23 protein-coding genes and 1 riboswitch are annotated in these 23563 nt (G+C 61.3%); of the genes, 9 read left to right on the top strand and 14 right to left on the bottom strand.

The annotated features are described in order from the left end of the window. The first annotated feature begins 14 nt into the window (after positions 1–14). Positions 15–806, top strand: a complete 792-nt coding sequence (otnI, locus tag DBP26_RS11540) for a 2-oxo-tetronate isomerase (protein WP_108237709.1) — start codon at positions 15–17, stop codon at positions 804–806. 130 nt (positions 807–936) lie between these two features. Here the strand turns inward: otnI and DBP26_RS11535 are convergent, their stop codons facing one another. After that, entirely contained in the window at positions 937–1341 is a 405-nt protein-coding gene (locus tag DBP26_RS11535) for a hotdog domain-containing protein (RefSeq protein WP_108237708.1), read from the bottom strand. A 200-nt stretch (positions 1342–1541) separates the two neighbouring features. Then, positions 1542–1643, top strand: a riboswitch (S-adenosyl-L-homocysteine riboswitch). A gap of 21 nt (positions 1644–1664) precedes the next feature. Here DBP26_RS11535 and ahcY point away from each other — a divergent pair. The 5 genes from ahcY to DBP26_RS11510 all read left to right on the top strand — a co-directional run bounded on the left by ahcY (position 1665) and on the right by DBP26_RS11510 (position 8299). Beyond that, complete coding sequence (gene ahcY / locus DBP26_RS11530) at positions 1665–3074, top strand: adenosylhomocysteinase (protein ID WP_108237707.1); 1410 nt, start codon at positions 1665–1667, stop codon at positions 3072–3074. A gap of 182 nt (positions 3075–3256) precedes the next feature. Then, positions 3257–4102, top strand: coding sequence for a methylenetetrahydrofolate reductase [NAD(P)H] (gene metF / locus DBP26_RS11525; protein WP_108237706.1), 846 nt, complete (start codon positions 3257–3259; stop codon positions 4100–4102). Between the two features lie 79 nt (positions 4103–4181). Next, positions 4182–5297, top strand: coding sequence for a hypothetical protein (locus tag DBP26_RS11520; protein ID WP_108237705.1), 1116 nt, complete (start codon positions 4182–4184; stop codon positions 5295–5297). A gap of 80 nt (positions 5298–5377) precedes the next feature. Next, positions 5378–6202, top strand: coding sequence for a transporter substrate-binding domain-containing protein (locus DBP26_RS11515; RefSeq protein ID WP_108237806.1), 825 nt, complete (start codon positions 5378–5380; stop codon positions 6200–6202). 207 nt (positions 6203–6409) lie between these two features. After that, entirely contained in the window at positions 6410–8299 is a 1890-nt protein-coding gene (locus DBP26_RS11510; protein WP_108237704.1) for a DEAD/DEAH box helicase, read from the top strand. Between the two features lie 57 nt (positions 8300–8356). Here DBP26_RS11510 and DBP26_RS11505 read toward each other — a convergent pair whose 3' ends face one another. From DBP26_RS11505 to DBP26_RS11495, 3 genes are all read right to left on the bottom strand, one after another. Next, positions 8357–8953, bottom strand: a complete 597-nt coding sequence (locus DBP26_RS11505; RefSeq protein ID WP_108237703.1) for a YceI family protein — start codon at positions 8951–8953, stop codon at positions 8357–8359. Between the two features lie 25 nt (positions 8954–8978). After that, positions 8979–9530, bottom strand: coding sequence for a cytochrome b (locus DBP26_RS11500; RefSeq protein WP_108237702.1), 552 nt, complete (start codon positions 9528–9530; stop codon positions 8979–8981). 319 nt (positions 9531–9849) lie between these two features. Continuing rightward, positions 9850–11637 (bottom strand): flavin monoamine oxidase family protein, encoded by a 1788-nt coding sequence (locus DBP26_RS11495; RefSeq protein ID WP_108237701.1) that lies wholly within the window; start codon positions 11635–11637, stop codon positions 9850–9852. Between the two features lie 209 nt (positions 11638–11846). Here DBP26_RS11495 and DBP26_RS11490 point away from each other — a divergent pair, with 209 nt between their 5' ends. Together DBP26_RS11490 and DBP26_RS11480 are read left to right on the top strand one after the other, a co-directional pair. Beyond that, entirely contained in the window at positions 11847–13253 is a 1407-nt protein-coding gene (locus DBP26_RS11490; protein ID WP_108237700.1) for an adenosylmethionine--8-amino-7-oxononanoate transaminase, read from the top strand. Between the two features lie 157 nt (positions 13254–13410). Beyond that, on the top strand, positions 13411–14130 hold the full coding sequence (locus DBP26_RS11480; RefSeq protein ID WP_108237699.1) for a 16S rRNA (uracil(1498)-N(3))-methyltransferase: 720 nt from the start codon (positions 13411–13413) through the stop codon (positions 14128–14130). A 48-nt stretch (positions 14131–14178) separates the two neighbouring features. Here the strand turns inward: DBP26_RS11480 and DBP26_RS11475 are convergent, their stop codons facing one another. Then, a complete protein-coding gene (locus DBP26_RS11475; protein WP_108237698.1) occupies positions 14179–14796 on the bottom strand; it encodes a hemolysin III family protein in 618 nt (205 codons plus the stop codon). A 167-nt stretch (positions 14797–14963) separates the two neighbouring features. On the opposite strand from DBP26_RS11475, the gene DBP26_RS11470 reads away from it, so the two are divergent. Then, positions 14964–15884 carry a LysR substrate-binding domain-containing protein gene (locus DBP26_RS11470; protein ID WP_108237697.1) on the top strand — a complete coding sequence of 307 codons (921 nt, stop codon included), beginning with the start codon at positions 14964–14966 and terminating at the stop codon, positions 15882–15884. A 210-nt stretch (positions 15885–16094) separates the two neighbouring features. Here the strand turns inward: DBP26_RS11470 and madM are convergent, their stop codons facing one another. Genes madM through mdcA form a run of 9 tightly spaced genes read right to left on the bottom strand, consistent with a single transcriptional unit; the run spans position 16095 to position 23426 of the window. Continuing rightward, entirely contained in the window at positions 16095–16859 is a 765-nt protein-coding gene (gene madM / locus DBP26_RS11465; RefSeq protein WP_108237696.1) for a malonate transporter subunit MadM, read from the bottom strand. 1 nt (position 16860) lies between these two features. Continuing rightward, positions 16861–17292: a malonate transporter subunit MadL gene (madL, locus tag DBP26_RS11460; RefSeq protein WP_108237695.1), complete on the bottom strand. Its 432-nt coding sequence runs from the start codon at positions 17290–17292 to the stop codon at positions 16861–16863. Between the two features lie 60 nt (positions 17293–17352). Continuing rightward, a complete protein-coding gene (mdcH, locus tag DBP26_RS11455; protein ID WP_108237694.1) occupies positions 17353–18300 on the bottom strand; it encodes a malonate decarboxylase subunit epsilon in 948 nt (315 codons plus the stop codon). After that, entirely contained in the window at positions 18297–18926 is a 630-nt protein-coding gene (locus tag DBP26_RS11450) for a malonate decarboxylase holo-ACP synthase (protein WP_108237693.1), read from the bottom strand. The genes mdcH and DBP26_RS11450 overlap by 4 nt, the downstream gene beginning before the upstream one ends. Continuing rightward, positions 18926–19726 (bottom strand): biotin-independent malonate decarboxylase subunit gamma, encoded by an 801-nt coding sequence (gene mdcE / locus DBP26_RS11445; RefSeq protein WP_108237692.1) that lies wholly within the window; start codon positions 19724–19726, stop codon positions 18926–18928. The genes DBP26_RS11450 and mdcE overlap by 1 nt, the downstream gene beginning before the upstream one ends. Continuing rightward, positions 19723–20574, bottom strand: coding sequence for a biotin-independent malonate decarboxylase subunit beta (locus DBP26_RS11440; RefSeq protein WP_108237691.1), 852 nt, complete (start codon positions 20572–20574; stop codon positions 19723–19725). Before DBP26_RS11440 ends, mdcE begins: the two co-directional genes overlap by 4 nt. Further along, the gene (locus DBP26_RS11435; protein WP_108237690.1) at positions 20567–20866 is read right to left on the bottom strand and encodes a malonate decarboxylase subunit delta; all 300 of its coding nucleotides are present in this window, start codon (positions 20864–20866) and stop codon (positions 20567–20569) included. The genes DBP26_RS11440 and DBP26_RS11435 overlap by 8 nt, the downstream gene beginning before the upstream one ends. Further along, on the bottom strand, positions 20866–21753 hold the full coding sequence (locus DBP26_RS11430) for a triphosphoribosyl-dephospho-CoA synthase (protein WP_108237689.1): 888 nt from the start codon (positions 21751–21753) through the stop codon (positions 20866–20868). Before DBP26_RS11430 ends, DBP26_RS11435 begins: the two co-directional genes overlap by 1 nt. Next, a complete protein-coding gene (gene mdcA / locus DBP26_RS11425) occupies positions 21753–23426 on the bottom strand; it encodes a malonate decarboxylase subunit alpha (protein ID WP_108237688.1) in 1674 nt (557 codons plus the stop codon). Before mdcA ends, DBP26_RS11430 begins: the two co-directional genes overlap by 1 nt. Positions 23427–23563 lie beyond the last annotated feature (137 nt).

The following is a 23563-nucleotide window of genomic DNA, read 5'->3' as shown; positions in this document are numbered from 1 at the left end:
TTCTGGAGACCCACATGCCTCGTTTTGCAGCCAACCTCAGCATGCTGTATCCGCAACACGACTTTCTCGACCGTTTCGCTGCCGCGGCGGCAGACGGGTTCGAGGCAGTGGAGTACCTGTTTCCGTACGATTTCACGGCGGCCGAAATCAAGCAGCGCCTGGTGGACAACAAGCTGACTCAAGCGCTGTTCAACGCCCCGCCGGGAGACTGGGCCAAAGGCGAACGGGGAATCGCCTCGCTGCCGGGTCGTGAGCAAGAGTTCCGGGCAGGCATTCAGAAAGCCCTGGAATACGCAGCAGTGCTGGGTAATGACCGCATTCATGTGATGGCAGGGCTGCTGCCGAGCGAAGATCTGCGCGAGAAACACCACGCGGTGTATATCGAGAACCTGCGCTACGCAGCGCAGGAAGCAGCCAAGGTGGGGATCACGGTGCTGATCGAACCGATCAATACCCGCGACATGCCAGGCTTCTTCCTGAATCGCCAGGATCAGGGTCAAGCGGTGTGCAAGGAAGTGGGTGCCGACAACCTGAAAGTGCAGTTCGACTTCTACCACTGCCAGATCGTGGAAGGCGACGTGATCAGCAAACTGCGTCGCGACTTCGCGGGCGTCGGCCACATCCAGATCGCGGGGGTACCGGATCGCCACGAGCCAAATCTGGGCGAAGTGAACTATCCGTGGATTTTCGAAGAAATCGACCGCCTGGGTTACACCGGCTGGATCGGTTGCGAGTATCGTCCGAAAGGCGATACCAGCGAAGGGTTGCAATGGCTACGGGGCTGGAAAGCCAGCAACCCAGCGTAACGCTGCACTGATCGTTCCCACGCTCTGCGTGGGAACGCTTCACCGGACGCTCTGCGTTCACCCGGCCTGACGCGGAGCGGCAGAAGCTGCATTCCCACGCAGAGCGTGGGAACGATCTTCACAACGGTGGCTACTCCCCGATCACTTCTTCCTTGAACTGATCCTTGATGTACGTAATCTCGGTCTTGCCATGCGGCGCTGGCAGACCGTCCTCCCCCAGGTTCACGAACACCATTTTGTCGACCGTCAGGATGCTCTTGCGGGTGATTTTGTTGCGCACTTCGCACATCAGGGTGATGGATGTGCGACCGAACTCAGTGGCCGTGATGCCCAGCTCGATGATGTCGCCCTGACGCGAGGCGCTGACGAAATTGATCTCGGAGATGTACTTGGTCACCACCCGCTGATTGCCCAGTTGAACGATCGCATAGATCGCCGCCTCCTCGTCGATCCAGCGCAGCAGGCTGCCACCGAACAGCGTGCCGTTGGGGTTGAGGTCTTCGGGCTTTACCCACTTGCGAGTGTGGAAATTCATGATTCGCTCCTGTCATCTGCCTCTTGATGACCAGCATAGTGCCAGCCCTGGGCATTAACCTCCATTGAGCATCGACTATGGTCTCGATTAGTCGCTCGTCATTTATCTGAACGCGCCTCTTGGGCTGAACCAGAGACGCCGCTATACTCTTCCCCGCTTCAAAAAACGGTCATCACCGCTTGATACCGTTTTCCCGCCACCTGTCCGAGGGGCGCTGCAGCAGGTCAGTCCTGTCAGGCTCGGATGGGGCGTTGTCTGCTCGCTTCGGGCAGGCCTTAAACGCACAACGGCGCCCATTCGCACACTACGAATGGAGACTCTTCATGAGCGCTGTACTGACGCCCAATGATTTCAACGACTACAAAGTCGCGGACATTTCCCTGGCTGCCTGGGGCCGTCGCGAAACCATCATCGCTGAATCCGAAATGCCTGCCCTGATGGGCCTGCGTCGCAAATATGCCAGTGAGCAACCGCTCAAGGGCGCAAAGATTCTCGGCTGTATCCACATGACCATTCAGACTGCCGTGCTGATCGAAACCCTGGTTGCCCTGGGTGCCGAAGTACGCTGGTCGTCCTGCAACATTTTCTCGACTCAGGATCAGGCCGCTGCCGCCATCGCCGCTGCCGGTATTCCGGTGTTCGCCTGGAAAGGTGAAACCGAGCAAGAGTACGAGTGGTGCATCGAGCAGACCATCCTGAAGGGCGGTCAGCCCTGGGACGCCAACATGATCCTCGACGACGGCGGCGACCTGACCGAGATCCTCCACAAGAAATACCCGCAGATGCTGGAACGCATCCACGGCGTGACCGAAGAGACCACCACCGGCGTTCACCGCCTGCTGGACATGCTGGCCAAAGGCGAGCTGAAGATCCCCGCGATCAACGTCAACGACTCGGTCACCAAGAGCAAGAACGACAACAAATACGGTTGCCGTCACAGCCTGAACGACGCCATCAAGCGCGGCACCGACCACCTGCTGTCGGGCAAGCAAGCGCTGGTCATCGGCTACGGTGACGTGGGCAAGGGCTCGGCTCAGTCGCTGCGTCAGGAAGGCATGATCGTCAAAGTGACCGAAGTGGACCCGATCTGCGCGATGCAAGCCTGCATGGACGGTTTTGAAGTGGTTTCGCCTTTCATCAACGGCGAAAACGACGGCACCGAAGCCAGCATCGACAAGGCCCTGCTGGGCAAGGTCGACCTGATCGTGACCACCACCGGCAACGTCAACGTCTGCGATGCGAACATGCTCAAAGCGCTGAAAAAACGCGCCGTGGTCTGCAACATCGGTCACTTCGACAACGAAATCGACACCGCTTTCATGCGTAAGAACTGGGCATGGGAAGAAGTGAAGCCTCAGGTGCACAAGATTCACCGCACCGGCGCTGGCGAGTTCGACCCACAGAACGACGACTACCTGATCCTGCTGGCCGAAGGCCGTCTGGTGAACCTGGGCAACGCCACCGGTCACCCAAGCCGCATCATGGACGGTTCGTTCGCCAACCAGGTATTGGCTCAGATTTTCCTGTTCGGCCAGAAGTACGCTGACCTGAGCCCGGCCCAGAAAGCCGAGCGCCTGACGGTCGAAGTCCTGCCGAAGAAACTGGACGAAGAAGTCGCGCTGGAAATGGTGCGTGGCTTCGGCGGCGTCGTGACCAAACTGACCAAGACCCAGGCCGACTACATCGGCGTGACCGTCGAAGGCCCGTTCAAGCCGCACGCTTACCGGTACTAAAAGCAGCGACAAGCTACGAGCGGCAAGCAAGTGCGTTATCGGCGTTCTTGCTTGCTGCTCGCGGCGCCCAAATCGTCCAAGTATTTTTGCAGCACCAAGCGTTAAGCGAGAAGTCGCAGAGAGTGGGCGCTACACCCTCTTGCAGCTTGCAGCTTATAGCTTGCCGCTGGAGGTTCCCTCCGATGTCGCAAGACCGTCGCTACAGTTTCGAGTTCTTCCCGACGAAGACCGACGCGGGTCACGAAAAACTCATGGCCACTGCCCGCACCTTGGCCAGCTATAACCCCGACTTCTTCTCCTGCACCTATGGTGCGGGTGGGTCCACGCGTGACCGCACGATCAACACCGTGTTGCAGCTGGAAAAGGAAGTGAACATCCCCTCCGCCCCGCACCTGTCGTGCGTGGGCGACGGCAAAGCCGATCTGCGCGGTCTGCTGAGCCAGTACCAGGACGCGGGTATCAAACGCATCGTTGCCCTGCGCGGCGACCTGCCGTCCGGCATGGGCATGGCCAGCGGTGAACTGCGCCACGCCAACGACCTGGTGAGCTTCATCCGTGAAGAAACCGGTGGCCATTTTCATATCGAAGTGGCGGCCTACCCGGAAATGCACCCACAAGCCCGCAGCTTCGAAGAAGATCTGAAGAACTTCGTGCGCAAGGCCAACGCCGGTGCGGACAGCGCGATCACCCAGTATTTCTTCAACGCCGACAGCTACTTCTACTTCGTCGAGCGCGTGCAGAAAATGGGCGTTTCGATCCCTATCGTGCCGGGCATCATGCCTATCACCAACTACAGCAAACTGGCGCGCTTTTCCGACGCCTGCGGTGCAGAAATCCCGCGCTGGATTCGCAAACAGTTGGAAGCCTACAACGATGACTCGGCGAGCATTCAGGCGTTCGGCGAGCAAGTCATCACCGAAATGTGTGAGCGGTTGTTACAGGGTGGCGCCCCTGGTCTGCACTTCTACACCCTGAATCAGGCCGAACCCAGCCTTGCGCTGTGGAACAACCTGAAGCTGCCCCGCTGAATGGCGGGAATCCATCTCGGACACGCCGGTCACTATAGGGTAATGTTCGCGCGGCAGGCTGATCGCAGATAGCCTGCCAATGCCCTACCGAGACGGATTCAAGCAGTTGAGTGTTCATCAGAAAGCAAACTTACGCCCGCAACTGGTTTACCTGGTATTCGGCGCACAGACCTACCATCAGGAAGCGGTGTTCAGCATCGCAAGCGCCTTGGCGAAAGCGGGTGGCGCCTCAGAGCGCCCGTTCGACATCCAGGTGTTCAGCGACAACCCCGAGCCCTATCACCGCTTGCCGGTGAGGGTTCGCCCGATCGATGCCGCCATGCGTCACGCCTGGAGCGGCCCGCATCACTATCATTTCCGCTGTAAGCACGTCGTTGCCCGCCAAGTGTTGGAAGAAGCGGAAAAAGCAATCCTCATCGACACCGACACATTCTTCCGGGCAAGCCCCATGGCGCTGTTCGACAGGGTTCGCCCAGACAGCCTGCTGTGCAATGCCTTGCACCTGCGCTATGACGAGTGCAAAGAAACCATCCTCTATACCGCGCTGGCCGATACGCTGGCTCAACGCGGGCTCGCCGACGATGCGATGCGCCTGGTGAATTCGGGGGTGATCGGGCTGACCCATGAAAATGCCTGGGTGCTGGACGCGTCCATCGACTTGATGGATGAGTTCTTCCCGATCACGCCAGGCGCCATCACGCTGGAGGAGTTCTGTCTTGGCGTCGCCGCCTACCGAACCTTACGGACCGAGCAGTGCCCCGATTTGATCCACCACTACTGGAGCCGCAAAGAGCTGTTCCGGGCCAAGGTTCGCGCTTGGCTGCACAAGCACCGCGATGACCCGGTCAGCCCCGAAGCGCTGGCCGACACCGCAAACGTGTCGATCCATCTGCCCCGCCCTCCCGCTTGGCAGCGTTTGTTGTACAAGAGCGCCACCTTGGCGGTGCCCAAGCCGCAACGTCAGTTCGTGCGGGAAGTGCTGTATGGCTGCTGCGCCCATGCGAACGAGTTCGACCGCGCCTGCTCAGCGGTCTGGTGGGAAAAGGCGTTCAATAACGCGCAGTCGCGTCTGGACCAGCCGATCGCCCCTGGCCAACTTCATCAATGGCTCGAACACTGGGCCGTTCGACGGCTGCTCGGTCGCCAGCGCGTGGAGATCTACCAGCATCTCGTCAGGGTCCGGAAAGCGTCGTAAATGCGCTGCCGGGCCGAGTCGGAAGGTTCCGCTTGGGCTTGCCTCTTCTCATCGCGCGGCGCGCGTCGTACTCTCACCCGATGCCGCTGACCCTCCGACTCCTGCTCCCACTATTGCTCGCCTGCCTGAGCGCAAACGCTCTGGGCGAAAAACTGCGCATCGTGACCGAACCCTGGGCACCCTACGCCATGGTGGACAATGGCCGTGCTTCGGGGCTGGACTATGAAACGACGGCGATTGTCTTTCAGCGGCTCGGCATCGAGGTGCAGTGGCAATTCCTGCCATGGAAGCGCTGCCTGATGATGCTGCAGCGAGGTGAAGCCGACGGTGCGCTGGACATTTTCAAAGCCACCGAACGCGATGACCTACTGCTGTATCCCAGCGAAGCGCTGTCCGAGGTGAACTGGGTGCTGTTCCAGGCCGATGCGCGGCCCCACGCATTCAATCGCCTGGAAGACCTCAAAGGCCTGACGATCGGGGTCTCGCCGGGTTATCTCTATAGGCCCGATTTCGACCATTCGACGGACTTCACACGAGAGCCGGCCCCCAGTCATGAAGCCAACTTCGGCAAGCTGATTCGCGGTCGCATCGACCTGCTGGTGACCGACCGTCGATTGGGCCAGCAGATGCTGGAACACCTGGGGCTGCGGGACCAGGTCAGTCAGCTTCCGACGGTTCTGAACACGCGTGAGCAATACCTCGCGCTGCGACGCAACGCTGGCATGGACCTGCTGGCGCAGAGGTTCGGGGCAGAGCTCAAGCGTTTCAAGCGCGAACCGGCCTACGCACAACTGGTGGCGCGCTACACGGGCGAGACGCTGCTGGCACCCGTCGACGCCCATCAGGTGTCACCTGCAAGAGACAACAACGACACCGTTGAGCAGCGCGAACGCAGCGCATTGTGATTGCTCTGTTATACTCCGGCGTTCCCGCCAGGCTTACGCCCGGATACTCGGTCTCCCAGAAGACTTCTCGATCACGTCAGCAGCGCATTTTCGTTCACGCGCCCTGCCACGAGTTGAACTTACAGACCCCGGGATCGCGCGCCGATTCGTGCAGCGCAGATCATTCCTATTCGGGCCCCTTGGCCCCAACTTAAGACAGGATTACTCATGTCCTTTGCTTCCCTCGGTCTCTCCGAGGCTTTAGTCAGCGCCATCGAGGCTGCTGGCTATACCCAGCCTACTCCGGTGCAACAGCGGGCCATTCCCGCCGTGTTGCAAGGCCGCGATCTGATGGTCGCCGCTCAGACAGGTACAGGTAAAACCGGCGGTTTCGCGCTTCCGATTCTGGAGCGTCTGTTCCCCGCCGGTCACCCGGACAAATCCCAGCGTCACGGCCCACGCCAGCCGCGCGTCCTGGTCCTGACCCCTACGCGTGAACTGGCCGCACAGGTTCACGACAGCTTCAAGATCTACGCCAAGAACCTCAAGTTCGTCAGCGCCTGCATCTTCGGTGGCGTTGGCATGAACCCGCAGGTCCAGGCAATGGCACGTGGCGTGGATGTACTGGTCGCCTGCCCGGGTCGGTTGCTCGATCTGGCCGGTCAAGGCAGCGTCGACCTGTCTCATGTCGAGATTCTGGTCCTCGACGAAGCCGACCGCATGCTGGACATGGGCTTCGTGCACGACGTGAAGAAAGTCCTCGCGCGTTTGCCCGCCAAACGTCAGAACCTGCTGTTCTCGGCCACGTTCTCCCCCGACATCACGGCCCTGGCCGGCAAGCTGCTGCACAATCCCGAGCGCATCGAAGTCACACCGCCCAATACAACGGTCGAGCGCATCGAGCAGCGGGTGTTCCGCTTGCCCGCCAATCACAAGCGCTCACTGCTCGCCCACCTGATCACCCAGGGTGCGTGGGAGCAGGTGCTGGTGTTCACACGTACCAAGCACGGCGCCAACCGCCTGGCCGAGTACCTGGACAAGCACGGCCTGAGCGCTGTCGCGATCCACGGCAACAAGAGCCAGAACGCCCGCACCAAGGCCCTGGCGGACTTCAAGGCCGGCAGCGTGCGCATCATGGTCGCGACCGACATCGCAGCGCGCGGCCTGGACATCGATCAGTTGCCTCATGTGGTCAACTTCGAGCTGCCCAACGTCGACGAGGACTACGTGCATCGCATTGGCCGTACCGGTCGGGCAGGCCGTACGGGCGAGGCGATCTCGCTGGTGGCACCGGATGAAGAAAAGCTGCTCAAAAGCATCGAGCGCATGACCAAACAGAAGATCCCCGATGGCGATCTGATGGGCTTCGACATCAACGCCGTCGAGGCGGAAAAGCCTGAAGTGCGTGAGCGTCCTGACGTGCGCAACCCACGCAATGGCCGCGCTCAGCGTGGCGAAAACGCCAACGGTGGCCGCAAGGACAAAGGGAAGGACAAGGGCAAGGAAAAACCAGCGACTGCCGCGGCTGCCGAAGGCGAACAACGCCCGGCACGCAACCAGCAGCGTCGGCAGAAGCCTCGTCAGGGCACGCCATCCGCTGAAGCGAGTTCGTCTCGTGCACCCGCCCCCCGCGCGGATCGTGACCCGGAAGAGTTCCTGGATGACGAGGTGGATAACTTCGGTAACCGTGCCGATTACGTCAGCCCCTATCAGAACAAGAACCCGTCTGGCCGCAATCGCCGTCCGGGCGCCCCTGCGGCAGGCCCGTCGCAAGCGCCTCGTGGACAGTCGCCGGGGCGTAACGGTTCGCGTAGCGGGTCAGGTAGTGGAGCGAGCAACGGTGCTGGCGCAGGTGGCCAGGGCAAGCGTAACGGCCAGCCGCGCAATGGTTCCGGCCGCCGCGAGGATGCGCCGCGCAACCGCCGTCCGTCCCGCGAAGATCAGTCGACCCGTCAGGAGCCTGCAGTCTCCAACGCCCGTGACGGGCAACCAGGGCCAAAGATCGTGCACAAGGAATCCAAGGTCGATCGATTCCCATCTGCCGAGATGCTGGACCAATTGCCTAGCCGCCCACGCGGCGAGAAGCCGGCGCTGCTGACGCGTAATCGCGACAACTGAACCCCGCGGTAACGAAAACGCCGACCCTAGGGTCGGCGTTTTTGTTGGCAGCCCGTTTTACTTGGCTTTCACACCTTCGAACGAGATATCGAAGGTTACGGTGTCGGACTGCGGGCCCAAGTCCATCATCTTGCCGAAATCGGAGCGCTTGATGGTGGTCGTGCCGTTGAAGCCAGCGCGGTAGCCGCCCCATGGATCCTTGCCTTCGCCGTTGAAGACAGCCTTGATGACGACCGGCTTGGTGACGCCGTGAAGGGTCAGGTCGCCAGTGACGTCAGCCGTATCTTTGCCATCAGCGTTTTTGCCGGTCGACTTGACGCTGGTGGAGACGAACTTGGCGTCAGGATAGGTCGCGACATCCAGGAAATCCTTGCTGCTGATGTGCTTGTCGCGTTCAGCATGGTTGGTGTCGATGCTGGCGGTTTTGATATCGATGCTGATCTTGCTGTCTTCAGGCTTGGCGGCGTCGAAACTGAAGGTACCGCTCCAGTCTTTGAACGTACCGGTGATGAAGCTGTAGCCCAAGTGGCTGATCTTGAAATCGATGAAAGCGTGCTGGCCTTGCTTGTCGATGGTGTAGTCAGCGGCCATTGCGTGACCAGCCGACAGCAGCGCAGAACCCAGAGCCAGTGCAGCAAGTGTCTTTTTCAACATGCGTCGTCTTCCTTTTGAGTTGAATTCAGGCCTTGCGGCCAAGCATACGTATGAATGTGGCATCACGGTCGATGAAGTGATGCTTCAAGGCGGCCAGCCCGTGGAGTACCGCAAAGATCACCAGCGTCCAGGCCAGGTACAGGTGCACTTCACCGGCGACGTCTGCCTGGTTGGGCAGTCCGCTGATCAGCGCAGGCACTTCAAACAATCCGAAGACCGGAATTCCGACGCCGTCGGCGGTGGAAATCAGGTAACCGGCGAACATCACCAGGAACAGGTCCAGATACAGGAACGCGTGGCCCAGCTTGGCAGCGGTCCTGACGAACCGGCTGTGGCTTGCCGGTGCGGGCGGTGGCGGGCTGAACAAGCGCCAGACCACGCGAAACAGCATGACCAGAAACAGCGTGATGCCAATACTTTTGTGCAGATCCGGCCCCGCCTTGCGCCACGCATCGTAATACCCCAGACCCACCATCCACAGGCCTAGGGCAAACAATCCGAAAACCGTCAGGGCGACGCCCCAGTGCAAGACAATGCTGACCCAGCCGTAGCGTGAAGAAGAGTTGCGTAACTGCATGCTAGCGATCCTTGAAAACAGCCTGTTAAAGCTGTGAGAAAGACTATCGGTTTACCTATCGAAAGAAAGCGCAAATTTTCGCTTTGAAATATCGGGAAATACGATTGAAATTTCCCGTCACATTGTTCGGCGCGAGGGATTAACGGAACGTTATCTCCGTCCTCGGTCAACGCCGACACAGGGAACCAATCCCGTGGTCGCGCAAAGCCTCATCACCTGATTCAGGGTGGCCTACCTTTCATCACTCTAGACGCTGTCATGGGGCAGACAAAAAAAAGCGCGGTCTGTGACCGCGCCTTTTCACTGCCCGAATGGGCGATCAGTTGTTGGTGTTCGCCGCCGGTGTGGCTGCCTTTTCCGTCGTCGCTTTAGCAGGTGCCTTCTTGGCAGCCTCGGTTTTGGCTGCAGGTTTGTGCGTCGTCGCGGGCTTGGTCGGCGCTTTCTTAACGGGCTCCTTGTGGGCCGGTTCTTTCTTGGAAGGTGCCTTTTTCGCAGGTTCGACAGCAGGCTTGGCGGGTTCGACCACCGGAGCAGGTGCAGTGACCGGCGCTGGAGCAGGCGCTGGGGCCGGAGCCGGAACGGGTGCTGGCTCGGGTGCTTTCTCGACCGGCTTCGGCTCGGACTTGGATCCGCCGAACAGGTTGGAGAAGAAACCGCCGATGCCTCCGCTGCTTTCTTTCGTTGCAGGTTCGGGCGCTTTTGCAGGTTCGACTTTCACTGGCTCGAACGACTTGCCTGCTGCCAGGTCCTGCACCTGACTCGCGGCCCGCTGCCCTGTGCGCAATGCACCTTCCAATGTCCCGGGATAGAGGGTATCCGTGTGCTCGCCAGCGAACGCAATGCGCTGCAGCGGCCTTTCCCACAGGCGCCAGTACTTGCTGATCTGCCCTGGTCCAAATGCCAGATACGCACCGCCCGTGGACGGATCGACGCTGGAGCGGCGGATCTCGTAACCGGTAAACGCACCGCGCGCCTGAGGATAGAACGCATGCAAGCGGATCAGCACCTGATCCACCATTTGCTTGTCACCGAAAGCCTGCATGATGCGCGCGTTGTCTCCAGAGAGGTTGATCACCGCGTTCGCGCCGCCTTTCAAGGCAGGCTCGATCCACAACATGCCCAGCCCAGTGTTGCTGTAAATTTCGCCAGACATACGGGCTTTGCTGTCCCAGACCGGCGTCTTGAACTTCAACATGATCTGGTCATGCCAGCCATAGTTGGTGCTTTTGATCGCGCCCTGATGCTGGGCATCCAGTGCCGGGGTCAGTTGAATCTTGCTCAGCGCGCGCAGTGGCACAGCCAGCACGACGTATTGCGCTTCGTAGCCGACGGAGCCGACCTTCACGGTCACGCCGTCCTTGTCCTGGCTGATGGCCGAGACCGGGGAGTTGGTCTTGATCACTTTCAACTGTTTGACGAACGCCTCGGCCAATACCGCGCTGCCACCCGGCAGGCGAGCGGCACGGCGATCACGGTCATCCACGTTGCGATTGACCCGTGACTGCTGTGCAAAATACAGCAACGACAGGCGCGAAGGCTCGTCATAGCGGGTACGGATCTGCTGGTTGATCAGTTGCCGGGCGGTGGGTGGCAGACTCAGGCGGTCCAGCCAGTTGGCCACGTTGATCTGGTCCAGTGCGAACAGAGTGCTGTTGGCCGCTGGATTTTCCGGATCTGAAATGGATCTGGCCAGGTCGTCCAGCGTCGCCTCGTAGCGCTTGATCGCTTCGGCGGTGGCTGGTTGTTTGGCCGCCAGATCGGCCGCCGAGAAGTACTCACCCTCGATGAGGTAACCCGGCGTGCGTACGAATTCGGGCGCGGGCACTGGCTTGAGGTTGAAGCGATCCAGGTACTGGTTCAGGACCGGTTGCGCCTTGGCGTTGCCGATCCATTCACTGCCCGCCAGGCCGGACCGGCCGCCGACCGCAGGCTTGGCTTCCAACAGCGTGACCTGCCAGCCCTTGTTTTGCAGCTCATAGGCAGCCGTCAGGCCCGCCAGACCGCCGCCGACGACAATCGCCGTGTGCGGCTTTTCCACAGCAAGCGCCGAAACGCTGACCAGCCCAACCACCATCAGCGCACAGGCGCGCAGCCAACCAGAAAGCATTCAGCGAACTCCGGAATGAACAAGGAAATAGCGGATTTTTCCAATCCGTCTTTTCAGGAGCGCGCAGGATACGCCAGCCGCTTGAGGCCCGCCAGCAATGTCCGTCGAGCCCTTTTCCGGCAGCAAAGGTTGTCCCGCTGGCGTGCATTGCATAGGCTTGCGCGATTGTTTCGCCCTCGCCCCGCGCGAGCCGTACCTGGAGATGAACGATGGGCCTCAATGACCAGTGGATGCAGCGTGACCTCAAGGTCCTTTGGCACCCCTGTACGCAGATGAAAGATCATGAACACCTGCCGCTGATTCCGATCAAGCGGGGTGAGGGGGTCTGGCTGGAGGACTTCGAAGGCAAGCGTTATCTGGACGCCGTCAGTTCCTGGTGGGTCAACGTGTTCGGCCACGCCAACCCGCGTATCAATCAGCGCATCAAGGATCAGGTCGATCAACTGGAGCATGTGATCCTCGCAGGGTTCAGCCATCAGCCGGTGATCGAACTGTCCGAGCGGCTGGTGGCCATGACGCCGGAAGGGCTGACCCGCTGCTTCTACGCCGATAACGGGTCGTCCTGCATCGAAGTTGCTCTGAAAATGAGCTTTCACTATTGGCTCAACCGGGGCAAACCGGCGAAAAAGCGTTACATCACCCTCACCAATAGCTACCACGGCGAAACGGTGGCGGCGATGTCGGTAGGTGACGTGCCACTGTTTACCGAAACGTACAAAGCGCTTTTGATGGACACCATCAAGGTTCCAAGCCCCGATTGTTACCACCGCCCGGAAGGCGTGAGCTGGGAAGACCATACCCGCACGATGTTCACGGTGATGGAGCAGGCCCTCGCTGAGCATCATGAGACAGTGGCGGCGGTCATCATCGAGCCGTTGATCCAAGGCGCGGGCGGCATGCGCATGTACGATCCGATCTACCTCAAGCTGCTGCGAGAGGCTTGCGATCGTTACGGCGTGCACCTGATCCACGATGAGATCGCCGTCGGCTTCGGTCGCACGGGGACGATGTTCGCCTGCGAACAGGCCGGGATCCGTCCGGACTTCCTCTGCCTGTCCAAAGCGCTGACGGGCGGTTACCTGCCGCTGGCGGCGTGCCTCACCACCGATGACGTGTACGAGGCGTTTTACGATGACTATCCGACACTGCGGGCCTTCCTGCATTCCCACAGCTACACCGGCAACCCGCTGGCGTGTGCGGCGGCGTTGGCGACACTCGACATCTTCGAGCAGGACAACGTCATCGAGAACAACCATGCGCTCGCGGATCGCATGAAGCGTGCGACGGCGCATCTGGCGGACCACCCGAACGTAGCCGAGGTCCGCCAGACCGGCATGGCTCTGGCGATCGAAATGGTACAGGACAAGGCCACCAAAGCGGCCTACCCGTGGCAGGAACGACGCGGCCTGAAGGTGTTCGAACACGCCCTGACCCGTGGAGCGCTGCTGCGGCCGCTGGGCAGCGTGGTGTACTTCCTGCCGCCTTATGTGATCACGCCCGAGCAGATCGATTTTCTCGCCGAGGTGGCCAGCGAAGGCATCGACATCGCGACCCGCAGCAGCATCAACGTGGCCGTGCGCGAGAACTTCCATCCAGACTTCCGTGATCCCGGCTGATTGGAACTGAACGCTCCCCTGGTGATGGTTCCCACGCTCCGCGTGGGAGCCCGACACTGGACGCTCTGCGTCCGATGATGCGGCGCAGAGCGCCACGGGATGCATTCCCACGCGGAGCGTGGGAACGATCATTCAACCGTTTTACAGAGACACCACCATGAGACTCTCCCGTTTTTTCATTGACGCGTCGCTGAGCATCGGCGAGCACGAGCTGCCTGAAGGACAAGCGCACTACATCGGGCGTGTGCTGCGCCTGGCCGAAGGCGATGCGGTGCAGTTGTTCGACGGCTCAGGCATGGAGTTTCGTGCCACGCTCGTCGAAGTCGGCAAGAAGCGCGTTCGTGTTCACGTCAATGAATGCTTCGCCGGAATGGTCGAGTCGCCGTTGCGCATCCACCTGGGGCAGGGGCTTTCCAGGGGCGACCGCATGGACTGGGCCATTCAGAAAGCCACCGAACTGGGTGTTGCACAGATCACACCGATTATCAGCGAACGCTGCGAAGTTCGACTGAAGGACGAGCGCGCGGAAAAGCGCCAGGCTCACTGGCAACAGATCGCCATCAGCGCCTGCGAACAGTGCGGACGGTCCATGGTGCCGACGATCAATCCGCCGCTCGCACTGGCCGACTGGCTCAAACACACCCAAGCCGATCTGAAGCTGGTGCTGCACCCTGTCGCCGAACCGCTGGTCAGCCATGCAAAACCCGGCAGCCTGGCCTTTTTGATCGGACCGGAAGGTGGTCTCAACGACACGGAGGTCGACCAGGCTCAGGACGCAGGCTTCCACGCTGCCCGCCTTGGCCCGCGGGTGCTGCGCACGGAAACCGCGCCAGTGGTGGCGCTGAGTGTGGCGCAGCAGTTATGGGGGGATTTCTGAGCGCGCCCGCGATGACGCGTCCCTGCCTGGCCGAAAGCGCTTGAGCGGCTAAAGGACGTAGTGGGTAATCGCCACGAAATGCAGCAGGCTGCCCGCGATGACGAACAAGTGCCAGATCCCGTGCCAATGCCGGAAGCGCTTGTCGTAGGCAAAGAAAATGATTCCCACGGTGTAGAGCACGCCGCCCAGTGCCAGCCAAGTGAAACCGGCGGTCCCCAAGGCCCTGACCAATGGTTTGACCGCCACCAGCACGATCCAGCCCATGACGGCATAGATCACGATGGACATCACGCGCGCTTCGGAGCGTGGTTTGATTTCCTGCAGCATGCCGATCACGGCGAGCCCCCAGACGATCCCGAACAAGGTCCAGCCCCAAGGCCCGCGCAAGGTCACGAGGCAGAATGGGGTGTAGCTGCCCGCGATCAGCAGGTAAATCGACAGGTGATCGACCTTTTGCATGATCACCTTCGCCCGGCCCCGTACGCTGTGGTACACGGTCGATGCGCTGTATAACAGCACCAGCGCAACGCCGTAGATGGCAACGCTGACAATCTTCCACACATCACCCGCCAGACTGGCGATAACCAACAGCCATATGGCGCCGACCGACGCCAGTACGGCACCCACAAGATGGGTCCAGGCGTTGAATTTCTCTCCGTAATACATCCGCAAATGACCTCGCTCAGTTGCACGACACCTGCCAAGGCTCCAACTTATGACTCAAAAGCGCAATGCATCGACCGAGGTCAATGCGCTTTTAATGCAGCCACTCAGCAATGGTTTGGGCACAATCGGACGCCTGAACAACAAGAATGTGCGGCGGAAGTGACACGATGCAGATCGATGAAGAACTGACCCTCAAAAAGCTGGAAATTTTCCTGGCCTTCATGCGCACCGGCAACCTGGCGCGTGCCGCGTCAGAGCTGCAGACCAGCACCGTCAGCGTTCATCGGGCGATTCACTCACTGGAAAACGCGCTACGTTGCCCCCTGTTCAAGCACGAGGGCCGCAACCTGACCCCCCTTGAAAGCGCCTACGTCCTGGAAGAGCGGGGGCAGAAGCTGGTGCAGGACGCACTGGGCATGGTCGAGCAGACGCGGGCGGCGGCAGGCTTCTCGGCCGCCCGGTTCAAGCTGGGCGCACTGTATTCACTGACGGTCAAAACCGTACCTCAATTGATCATGGGTCTGAAAATCCGCCGCAGCGAGCTGAATATCGACCTGATCCTGGGCTCGAACATCGATTTGTTCTACAAGCTGAAAAACATGGAAGTGGACGCCGTTCTGGTCTCCCTGAACGAGAGCGTCAGCGACCCGGATTGCGAGCACCTGCCCCTGTTCTCCGACGATATTTTTCTCGCCACACCCGCCGACTCCCCCTTCGCTCAGCAAAGCGAAGTGGATTTGAGCGATCTGCGGGAAATGACCTTCATCACCCTGACCCAAGGCTTCGCTACCCATCGCGACGGCACCCGGGTATTTCAGCAGGCGGGATTCGAGCCGAAGGTGGCGATGCAGGTCAACGACATCTTTACGCTGCTCAGCATGGTCAGCTCCGGGGTAGGTTACGCCTTGCTGCCCGGCCGGATCGCCGCCGTGTACGAGAACCGCGTACGTCTGATTCCGCTCCAGTCGCGCTACCGCATGCAGCAGCACATAGGGCTGGTGTTTCTCAAAGCCCGTGAACGCGACCCGAATCTACTGGCGCTGCTGGCCGAGTGCCGCATGTATTCGAACCGGCTGGCTGAGGGGTAGCTGCAGGGGTGCGCCCTGTAGGAGATTCCATGTTGATTGATCAACCCCTTTCACCACCAAGGCGGCTCCCACAGAACCGGGGCCGATCCGTGTGGGAGCCGGCTTGCTGGCGAATGCGGCGTGTCAGGCCACTCGTTAGTTACTGACACACCTCTTCGCGGGCAAGCGCGCTCCTACGGCCTTCGGCCAGAATCAAGTGCAGATCCGGGCTTAACCCAAAATCCCGCGCACAATGAAATACAGCAGCGAAGGCCCGAGCAGGCAGCCGAGCCCGGTGTGGAACGTTGCCGTAAGCGCACCGTAAGGCACCAGACGCCGGTCCGTGGCCGCCAGGCCTGCCGTCACCCCGCTGACCGTGCCCGCCAACCCGCCGAACACCATGGCCGAGCGCGGATTGTCCAATGCCATCCAGCGCGCGGCCATTGGCGTGCCAACCATGACCAGAATGGCTTTGATCAAGCCGGTGGCAATGGACAGCGCCATGACATCCGAACTGGCGCCCAAAGCCGCACCGGTTACGGGGCCAACGATGTAAGTCACAGCGCCGGCGCCGATGGTCGTGATGCTGACCGCATCGCGGTAGCCAAACGCATAAGCCACGCAAGAACCGACAATGAACGGCAACACCGTGCCGAGAAACAGCGAAAATGCGCCGATCAGCCCGGCCTTTCTGGCTTCCGTGGCCTGCACCTCGAAGGCCGTCGCCACGATGGCGAAGTCGCGCAACATCGCACCGCCCATCAACCCCACGCCGGAGAACAAGGCAAGGTCGGCAAGGCCTTTCTGGCCGCCAGTCATCACGCCTCCCACCCACGCCAGCACCAGGCCGATCACGATGGCGATCGCAGAGCCATGAATCCGCCCGAACGTCAGGTGTTTGGACAGCAGCACGGAGATCCACATCACCACGCCCACGACGGCGAACGCCGTGATCAGACCTTGGCTGATCAAGTCTTTCTGAATGAGATCCCACATATCAGCGACCTCCTGCCGGTGCTGCGGTCGGCGTGATCACTGGGGGCAGCGTTTCGGGCTCTTCCTTGGGCAGGGGCTCCCCTTTATTGATCCGGCTGATCAGCGCAATCGTGCCGCCGCAGATGATCACTGAACCAATGGCGGCGATCACGGCGATCGGCCCGCCTTTGAGGGCTGTGACGACGTTCTGCTGCGCGGCCATGGCCACGACCACCGGAATGTACATCGCGCCCCAGAAACCGACGCCCATTTCGCAGCCTTCGCTCATGCCACCGCGCTTTTGCATATAGAGACGGGCGCAGATCAACAGGATCATCGCGATCCCGACGCCGCCCACGTTGGATTTGACGCCCAGCAGCACACCGAGCAAATCACCGAGAATCACCCCGGCGAGGGTGCAAATGGCGAGTAACGCAACACCGTAGATAATCATTGTCTTGGCCTCAATCGTCGAATTTGTTGTTTTTGTGTTCCTTCGATAGCAGCAACCGGTTTAGGGGTGGCGACATTCCTCCTCTCGCGACAGCGCGCTCAGCGTATCCAGCCGGGCGCCCTGAAAGGCGACAGCCGATCCTTGTTCCAATCCATTTCCAAAGACACGCCGCGCCAGCCCCGTCAGGACGGCACCGGGCGGCAGCTCGATCTGCAGGCGCGCCCCTCGCTCATAAGCGGTTTGCACGGTGCTGCGCCAGTCGATGAGCCGACACATGTTGTACGCCAGGTCCTCGCGCAATTTGTCGGCAGTAAACACCGGGCGCGCGGTGCTGCCACTGAGGTATTTCAAGGTTGGCGCTTGGAGGGTCACCTGCGCGAGGGCCTGCGCCAATGCCTGCGCCGGTTCATTCAACAACTCACAGTGTGATGGCACGCTGACCGCCAACCGCTTGGCCATCGCCGCTCCCTCGCCCTTGGCCAGCGTGGCGACGTCAGCCATCGCCTGATCGCTGCCAGCGATGACGAACTGGTTGTCCGCGTTGATGTTGGCCAGATACACCGGGCTGTGCGGGCCGTGTACCTGGGCGACCAAACGCTCGATCACCCCCTGATCCAGGCCCATCAGTGCGGTCATTCCGTAGCCCTGTGGATAAGCCCTTTGCATCAGTTCGCCTCGTAAAGCGACCAGTCGCAGGGCGTCGGCGAAACTCAGCGCTCCTGCGATCACGGCAGCCGGATAAGCACCAATCGAGAGGCCGGCCACGTAATCCGGTGCGCTGCCCCGCGCCATCAGGACCCGAGCACAGGCCACACCCGCGATCAGCAGACACAACTGGACCTCACGCGTGGCTTGCAGGGCTTGAGGCGAGTCCAGTTCCAGCACGTCTTCGTCGAGGACTTCACTGGCCTGGCGCAGACACTCCCTGACCAACGGATCGCCCGGTAGCGCGTGCAACATGCCCGCTTGCTGCGCCCCTTGGCCGGGAAAAACCCAGAAGCTGCTCATGCGTATTCCTCGCAGAGCCAGGGATCGCTGACCAAGCGGGCGCCGTTGTCAGCCTTGAGCAATACCTGGCGTCCGCTGCCCGCCCACTCGCGCAATGCAACGGCCCCGGCTGGGGTTTGCAACTGCAAGTCGATGCGACACGCGGCGCCGTTCAGTGCTTCGAGCCATTGCGCAGCCTGCGGACGGCTCAGGAACGATTCGGTACGCAGGATCAGATCGAGGTCGCTGTTGCGATGCAGCACCTGAATGCCGGTCGCCAGTTCGAATCCGGCGCCCCCCGTGATCCCCCAGGGCAGGCCGATCGCGTCCAGCACCGGACGCACCTGGTTCAAGGCACGCCAGACAGGCCAATCGGTGCGAACCTCTTCCACCGCTTCGACCAACTGTTCGGGTCGAACCTGCCGGGTGACGTGATCCCGGTTCATCACGGTCGCATAGCGCTGATCCCGGGATTGCCCGCGCACGCCGACAGCCACCGAGCCCCGGTCGACCCGTGCCCGACGGACCACCACCGGATGCCCCAGCGCAACCGACTCGAACACCCACCCAGGCGCATCGGCAGGCAAGGTCGCCACGGGCAGGCCCCACAACAGATCATGGGGCTGCACAGGCAAGCCAAGCGTCATCACCACTGCGCCCTTAACAGCTCGCGTACCTTTGCAGAAGCGGCCCGGTTGGGCGCCCCCAGCCGCGAACTCAGGTCGGTGCCGTGGCCTTGGGTGTCCTTGATCGCAGCGAGGAGGCACTGTTGAACACTGCTGACGTCGTCGGAGGAGGGTTGCTCGATTTGACTGACCGAGAGCGTTTCCCATAGCAAGCCGAGCCCCGCGTAGCTGTCGATGTCATAGGCCATGGGCGGAATGCTCGCCGCCAGTTTCTCCAATTCCTCGACACTGCGCAGGGTCACTCGGGCCGCGGAAGCCTTGCCCATCGCATGCACCATCACGCCCGGGTCACGCAGGGCGATCAGACGGTTGGCTTGGTAACCGTGGGCGAGAAATGCGCCGGACATTGCCTTGCCCACCAATAGCCCGATCACAGGATGGCCCGCCAGTCGTGCTCGGGCATAGGCGTCCACCGCACCGGCGAGGGCCTGATGAATGCCCAGCGCCTCTTCACGGCGGCCATAGGCCTGACTCGGTACGTCGATGACGGCAATCAGGGCTCGCTTCTGTGGGCTTTGCCGATCCAGCTCGATGGCGGCATCCACTGCCTTGGCCAACCCCCAGCCTTCCAGCAGCCCCACTTCGCCATTCTGCGCGCGGGGGAAACGGTTGGACGGATCGGCAACCACCGCCAGGAAACGTGCGGGTTGGGCGTCCAACTCGCTGTCGGCAGCCAGTACCGACGCCGGCAGGCCGACGACGGGTGAGGCGCCACTCGTCAAAGCGTTGAACCAGTTCAACCCACGCATGGATGCAGTCATGGCTGTTCTCCTTGATACAAGGTGCGCACCGCAGCGGGGTCGATCTGGGAGGTGGTGTCCAGCCCGGACAGCCGTTGCAGGTACGACGCATACTGGCCGCTGCGCTCGTGTGCGGGTTTGCCCTGGCTCAGCAGGTGTTCGACTTGTTGCGCGATGGCCGTAATGTCGTCGGCGACGTAAGCGTCGACCAGACCGCTGGCAAAGCGCTGTTCGCCACCGGTCAGGCTCCAGATGAACGGACGATCACGGGAGTCATATTCTTCGATCCCCGCCTCCTGCTCGATCACTTGCGGGCCGTTCAGGCCAAGACGCGCTTCCTGGGTCACCACCAGGTAACTGCACAAACCGGCGGCAATCGACATACCGCCAAAGCAACCGACGCTGCCCGCCACGACACCGATCACCGGCTGATAGCGACGCAAGTCGACAATGGCTGCGTGAATCTCCGCAATGGCTGCCAGGCCGAGGTTGGCCTCCTGCAATCGCACGCCGCCGGTTTCCAACAGCAGCACTGCCGCGGTCGGGACACCGTTGCGGTTGTCTTCCGCAGCCAGTTCCAACGCACCGGCCATTTTCGCGCCGCCGACCTCGCCCATGCTGCCCCCCTGAAAAGCCCCTTCAATGGCACAGACCACAATGGGCCGACCATCGATCGAGCCTTTGGCGATCACCACGCCATCGTCGGCCTGGGGTACGACGCCCTGCCTGGCCAGCCACGGCGAAGTCACACGGGCGAAAGGGTCGATCAGTTCACGAAAGCTGCCTTGGTCGAGCAAGGCACGGGCACGCTGCCGAGCGCCAAGTTCGACGAAGCTGTGTTGTTTGAGCAAGCGGGCGGTGTCAGACATGGCCGATCTCCTCGAAACCTTGCTCCAACCGCAAGCGCACCACGCCGGGTGTCGCGCCAAAATCATGGATATCGATGCTCATCGCAGGAGGTGTCTGCCCCTCGAACATACGCTGGAACAGATGCTCCCAGCGCGCGGAACTGCCGTTGACCGACGTCAGCACTTGAATGGTCAACTTGCCGGGCAGACCGGGCTCGAGCAGCACTTCAAGATCGCCGGAGCCCACGCAACCGACCAGTGCACGCCCGGCAGGCGGTTGCCCGGCGGGAAATTCAAATGACAGGGTTTCCATCAAAGCGTCCTCGTTTGAATGCCGAGCGCAGGCTCAAGGCTGTCGATGAACAGGCAGGCGGCGAGCAAGTCAGCCGCGCCTCCAGGGGATGCGTTAAGGCCCATCAGTTGCTGATCGAGCTCATGCAAGGCGCGGCGACCGCCGAGCGTCGCACTGCCGCCCGCGTCCAGTACGCGACGGGCGCCGTGTTGCATGGCGTGCAGGCCCCGCTCACCTGCGCGGTAGAGCACGCAGGTGTCAGAAAGTGTGGTCATGATCGCCAGCAAGGTGTCGAGCCGGGCGTTCTGCTCGCAATGGCCCGCTGCGCGGCTGCGCTCAAGCTGTGGCAAACCGGTCTGGATGACTGCCGGGAAACCCATTTGCGCCTGTTCCCTGGCGCCCATCGCACCGAAAGTCCGAGCGACGTGCGCCCCATGGCTGTTGACGGCAGGCCGCTGCCGATCCTCGATCAACGCCAGACAGCCTGCGCGCGCGCCCAAGCCCGCGGGCGAGAGATCCAACGCATTGAGTGCCGCTGCCGTCACCAGCAGGCCCAGCGCCCAGATTGCGCCACGGTGAGTGTTCACGCCGCCCGTGGTGCGCATCATGGCTGCCTCGCCTTCGCGCCCGATCCGACCCACCGCTTCTCTCAAGGTCTGATTGACCTCACCGATCGCCAGCGCCGCCTCGGCCATCTCCTTGAAGGCTGGCCAGAGGGACAGCGCCGACGCGTGCATCAAGCCGAGGTGCAGATCCTGATGCGCGCCACTGCTGCGGCGGTCGACCAAGGCCGGTTTTGGCGAGAGATCGGCCTCATCGATCAGCGCGTCCACCGCGAGATCTGCCAGGCGCTCCGCCCATGACAGCGAAGCTGGCGACGCATTGAATGCGACGTTGAATGCGTGCATCACCAGCTCCTGAATTTCGCAGGCGGGTTGTACAGGCCACCGGACCATTCCACGAGCTCGGCAATGCTCTTGGCGGCCAGCAATTCACGGCTGGCGTCGGTGCGGCGGATGCCCAGGTCTTCAGGCAGCGCGATCAATCCTTCACGACGCATGCGCTCGGTGTCTTTGGGGTTGTGACGCAACCCGATGGCCGTCACACCTGCCACGGCAGCGATCATCGCTTGGCGCTCTTCGAGGCTGCGCGCTTTGTAGAGGTAGGCGATGCCCTCCTCGGTGAGCAAGTGCGTGACGTCGTCGCCGTACACCATGATGGGCGCCAGCGGCATGCCGCTCTTCTTGGCCACATCGATGGCGTCCAGTTGCTCGACAAACGTCGGTTTGCCCCCTTCCTGGAAGGTTTCAACCATCTGCACGACGAGTTTCTTGCCGCGCTCCAGATAGGCGTCGGTGCCAGCATTCTGTTGGCGCATGTCCAGCCAGGCCGGGGTGCCGTGGCGGCGGCCACGCGGGTCGTGTCCCATGTTCGGCGCGCCACCGAAACCGGCAAGCCGACCGCGCGTCACCGTCGAGGAGTGGCCGTCGCCATCGACCTGCAGCGTGGCGCCGATGAACAGGTCCACCGCGTATTGGCCTGCCAACTGACACATCATGCGGTTCGAGCGCATCGAGCCGTCATGCCCAGTGAAAAATACGTCCGGCCGCGCCGCGATGTAATGTTCCATTCCCAGCTCGGTGCCGAAGCAATGCACGCTTTCGACCCAGCCGCTTTCGATCGCCGGGATCAAAGTGGGATGAGGATTGAGCGTCCAGTTGCGGCAGATCTTCCCTTTCAACCCCAGCGACTCGCCGTAGGTGGGCAGAATCAGTTCGATGGCGGCCGTATTAAAGCCGATACCGTGGTTCAGCGACTGAACATTATGCTTTTCGTAGATCCCACGGATGGCCATCATGGCCATGAGGACGTGGACAGGCTTGATATGTCGCGGATCGCGAGTGAACAACGGTTCGATATAGAACGGTTTGTCGGCCACCACCACAAAATCGACCCACGACGCCGGAATGTCCACCCGAGGCAGGTCGCTGACGTCTTCCACCAGCTGGTTCACTTGCACGATGACGATGCCATCACTGAAGGCGGCCGGTTCGATCAGCGCGGGCGTGTCTTCGGTGCTGGCACCGGTGTAGATGTTACCCGCGCGGTCCGCCATGAACCCGGCAGACAACACCACGTTGGGAATCAGGTCGACCAACAAGCGGGAGTAAAGCTCGATGTAGGTATGAATCGCGCCCACTTCCAGCAAGCCGTCTTCCAGTAGTTGACTGATGCGCAGACTTTGCGTACCCGCGAAGGAGAAATCGAGTTTGCGGGCGATGCCGCGCTCGAAGAGGTCCAGATGCTCAGGGCGCCCAACGCTGGGCATGATCATGTGCAGATCATGAAGCTTGCCCGGATCGGCCTTGGCCAGCGAGCGAGAAAGAAAGTCCGCCTGCTTCTGGTTGTTACCTTCAAGCACTACGCGGTCACCGGGCGTGATCAGCGCCTCCAGCGCAGCGACGATCTTGTCAGTGGGCAGAACCACGCCATCGGCGAGGGAACGCACTTGCTCGAGTCGCCGCTGCTTTTCGCTGCGGCGACGCGACCAGCGCGGGTCAAGTTTCGTTGTTGTCGTCATGCTGACTCCACGAGTTCGCTGTCGTGGATCACCTTAGGAGGACGCGGCGGGGGCATCAATCAAGCAACGCGCGGGATCGTTACGGTTGGAGTAATGAATGACGGCAATTTGCCCAATGATGGGGAGCGGATGATGCG

Origin of the sequence: Pseudomonas sp. RIT409 (assembly GCF_003052515.2) — a bacterium.
Taxonomy (GTDB): Bacteria; Pseudomonadota; Gammaproteobacteria; order Pseudomonadales; family Pseudomonadaceae; genus Aquipseudomonas.
The sequence above is the reverse complement of the archived record's forward strand: the minus strand, read 5'-3'. Positions and strand labels throughout refer to the sequence as shown.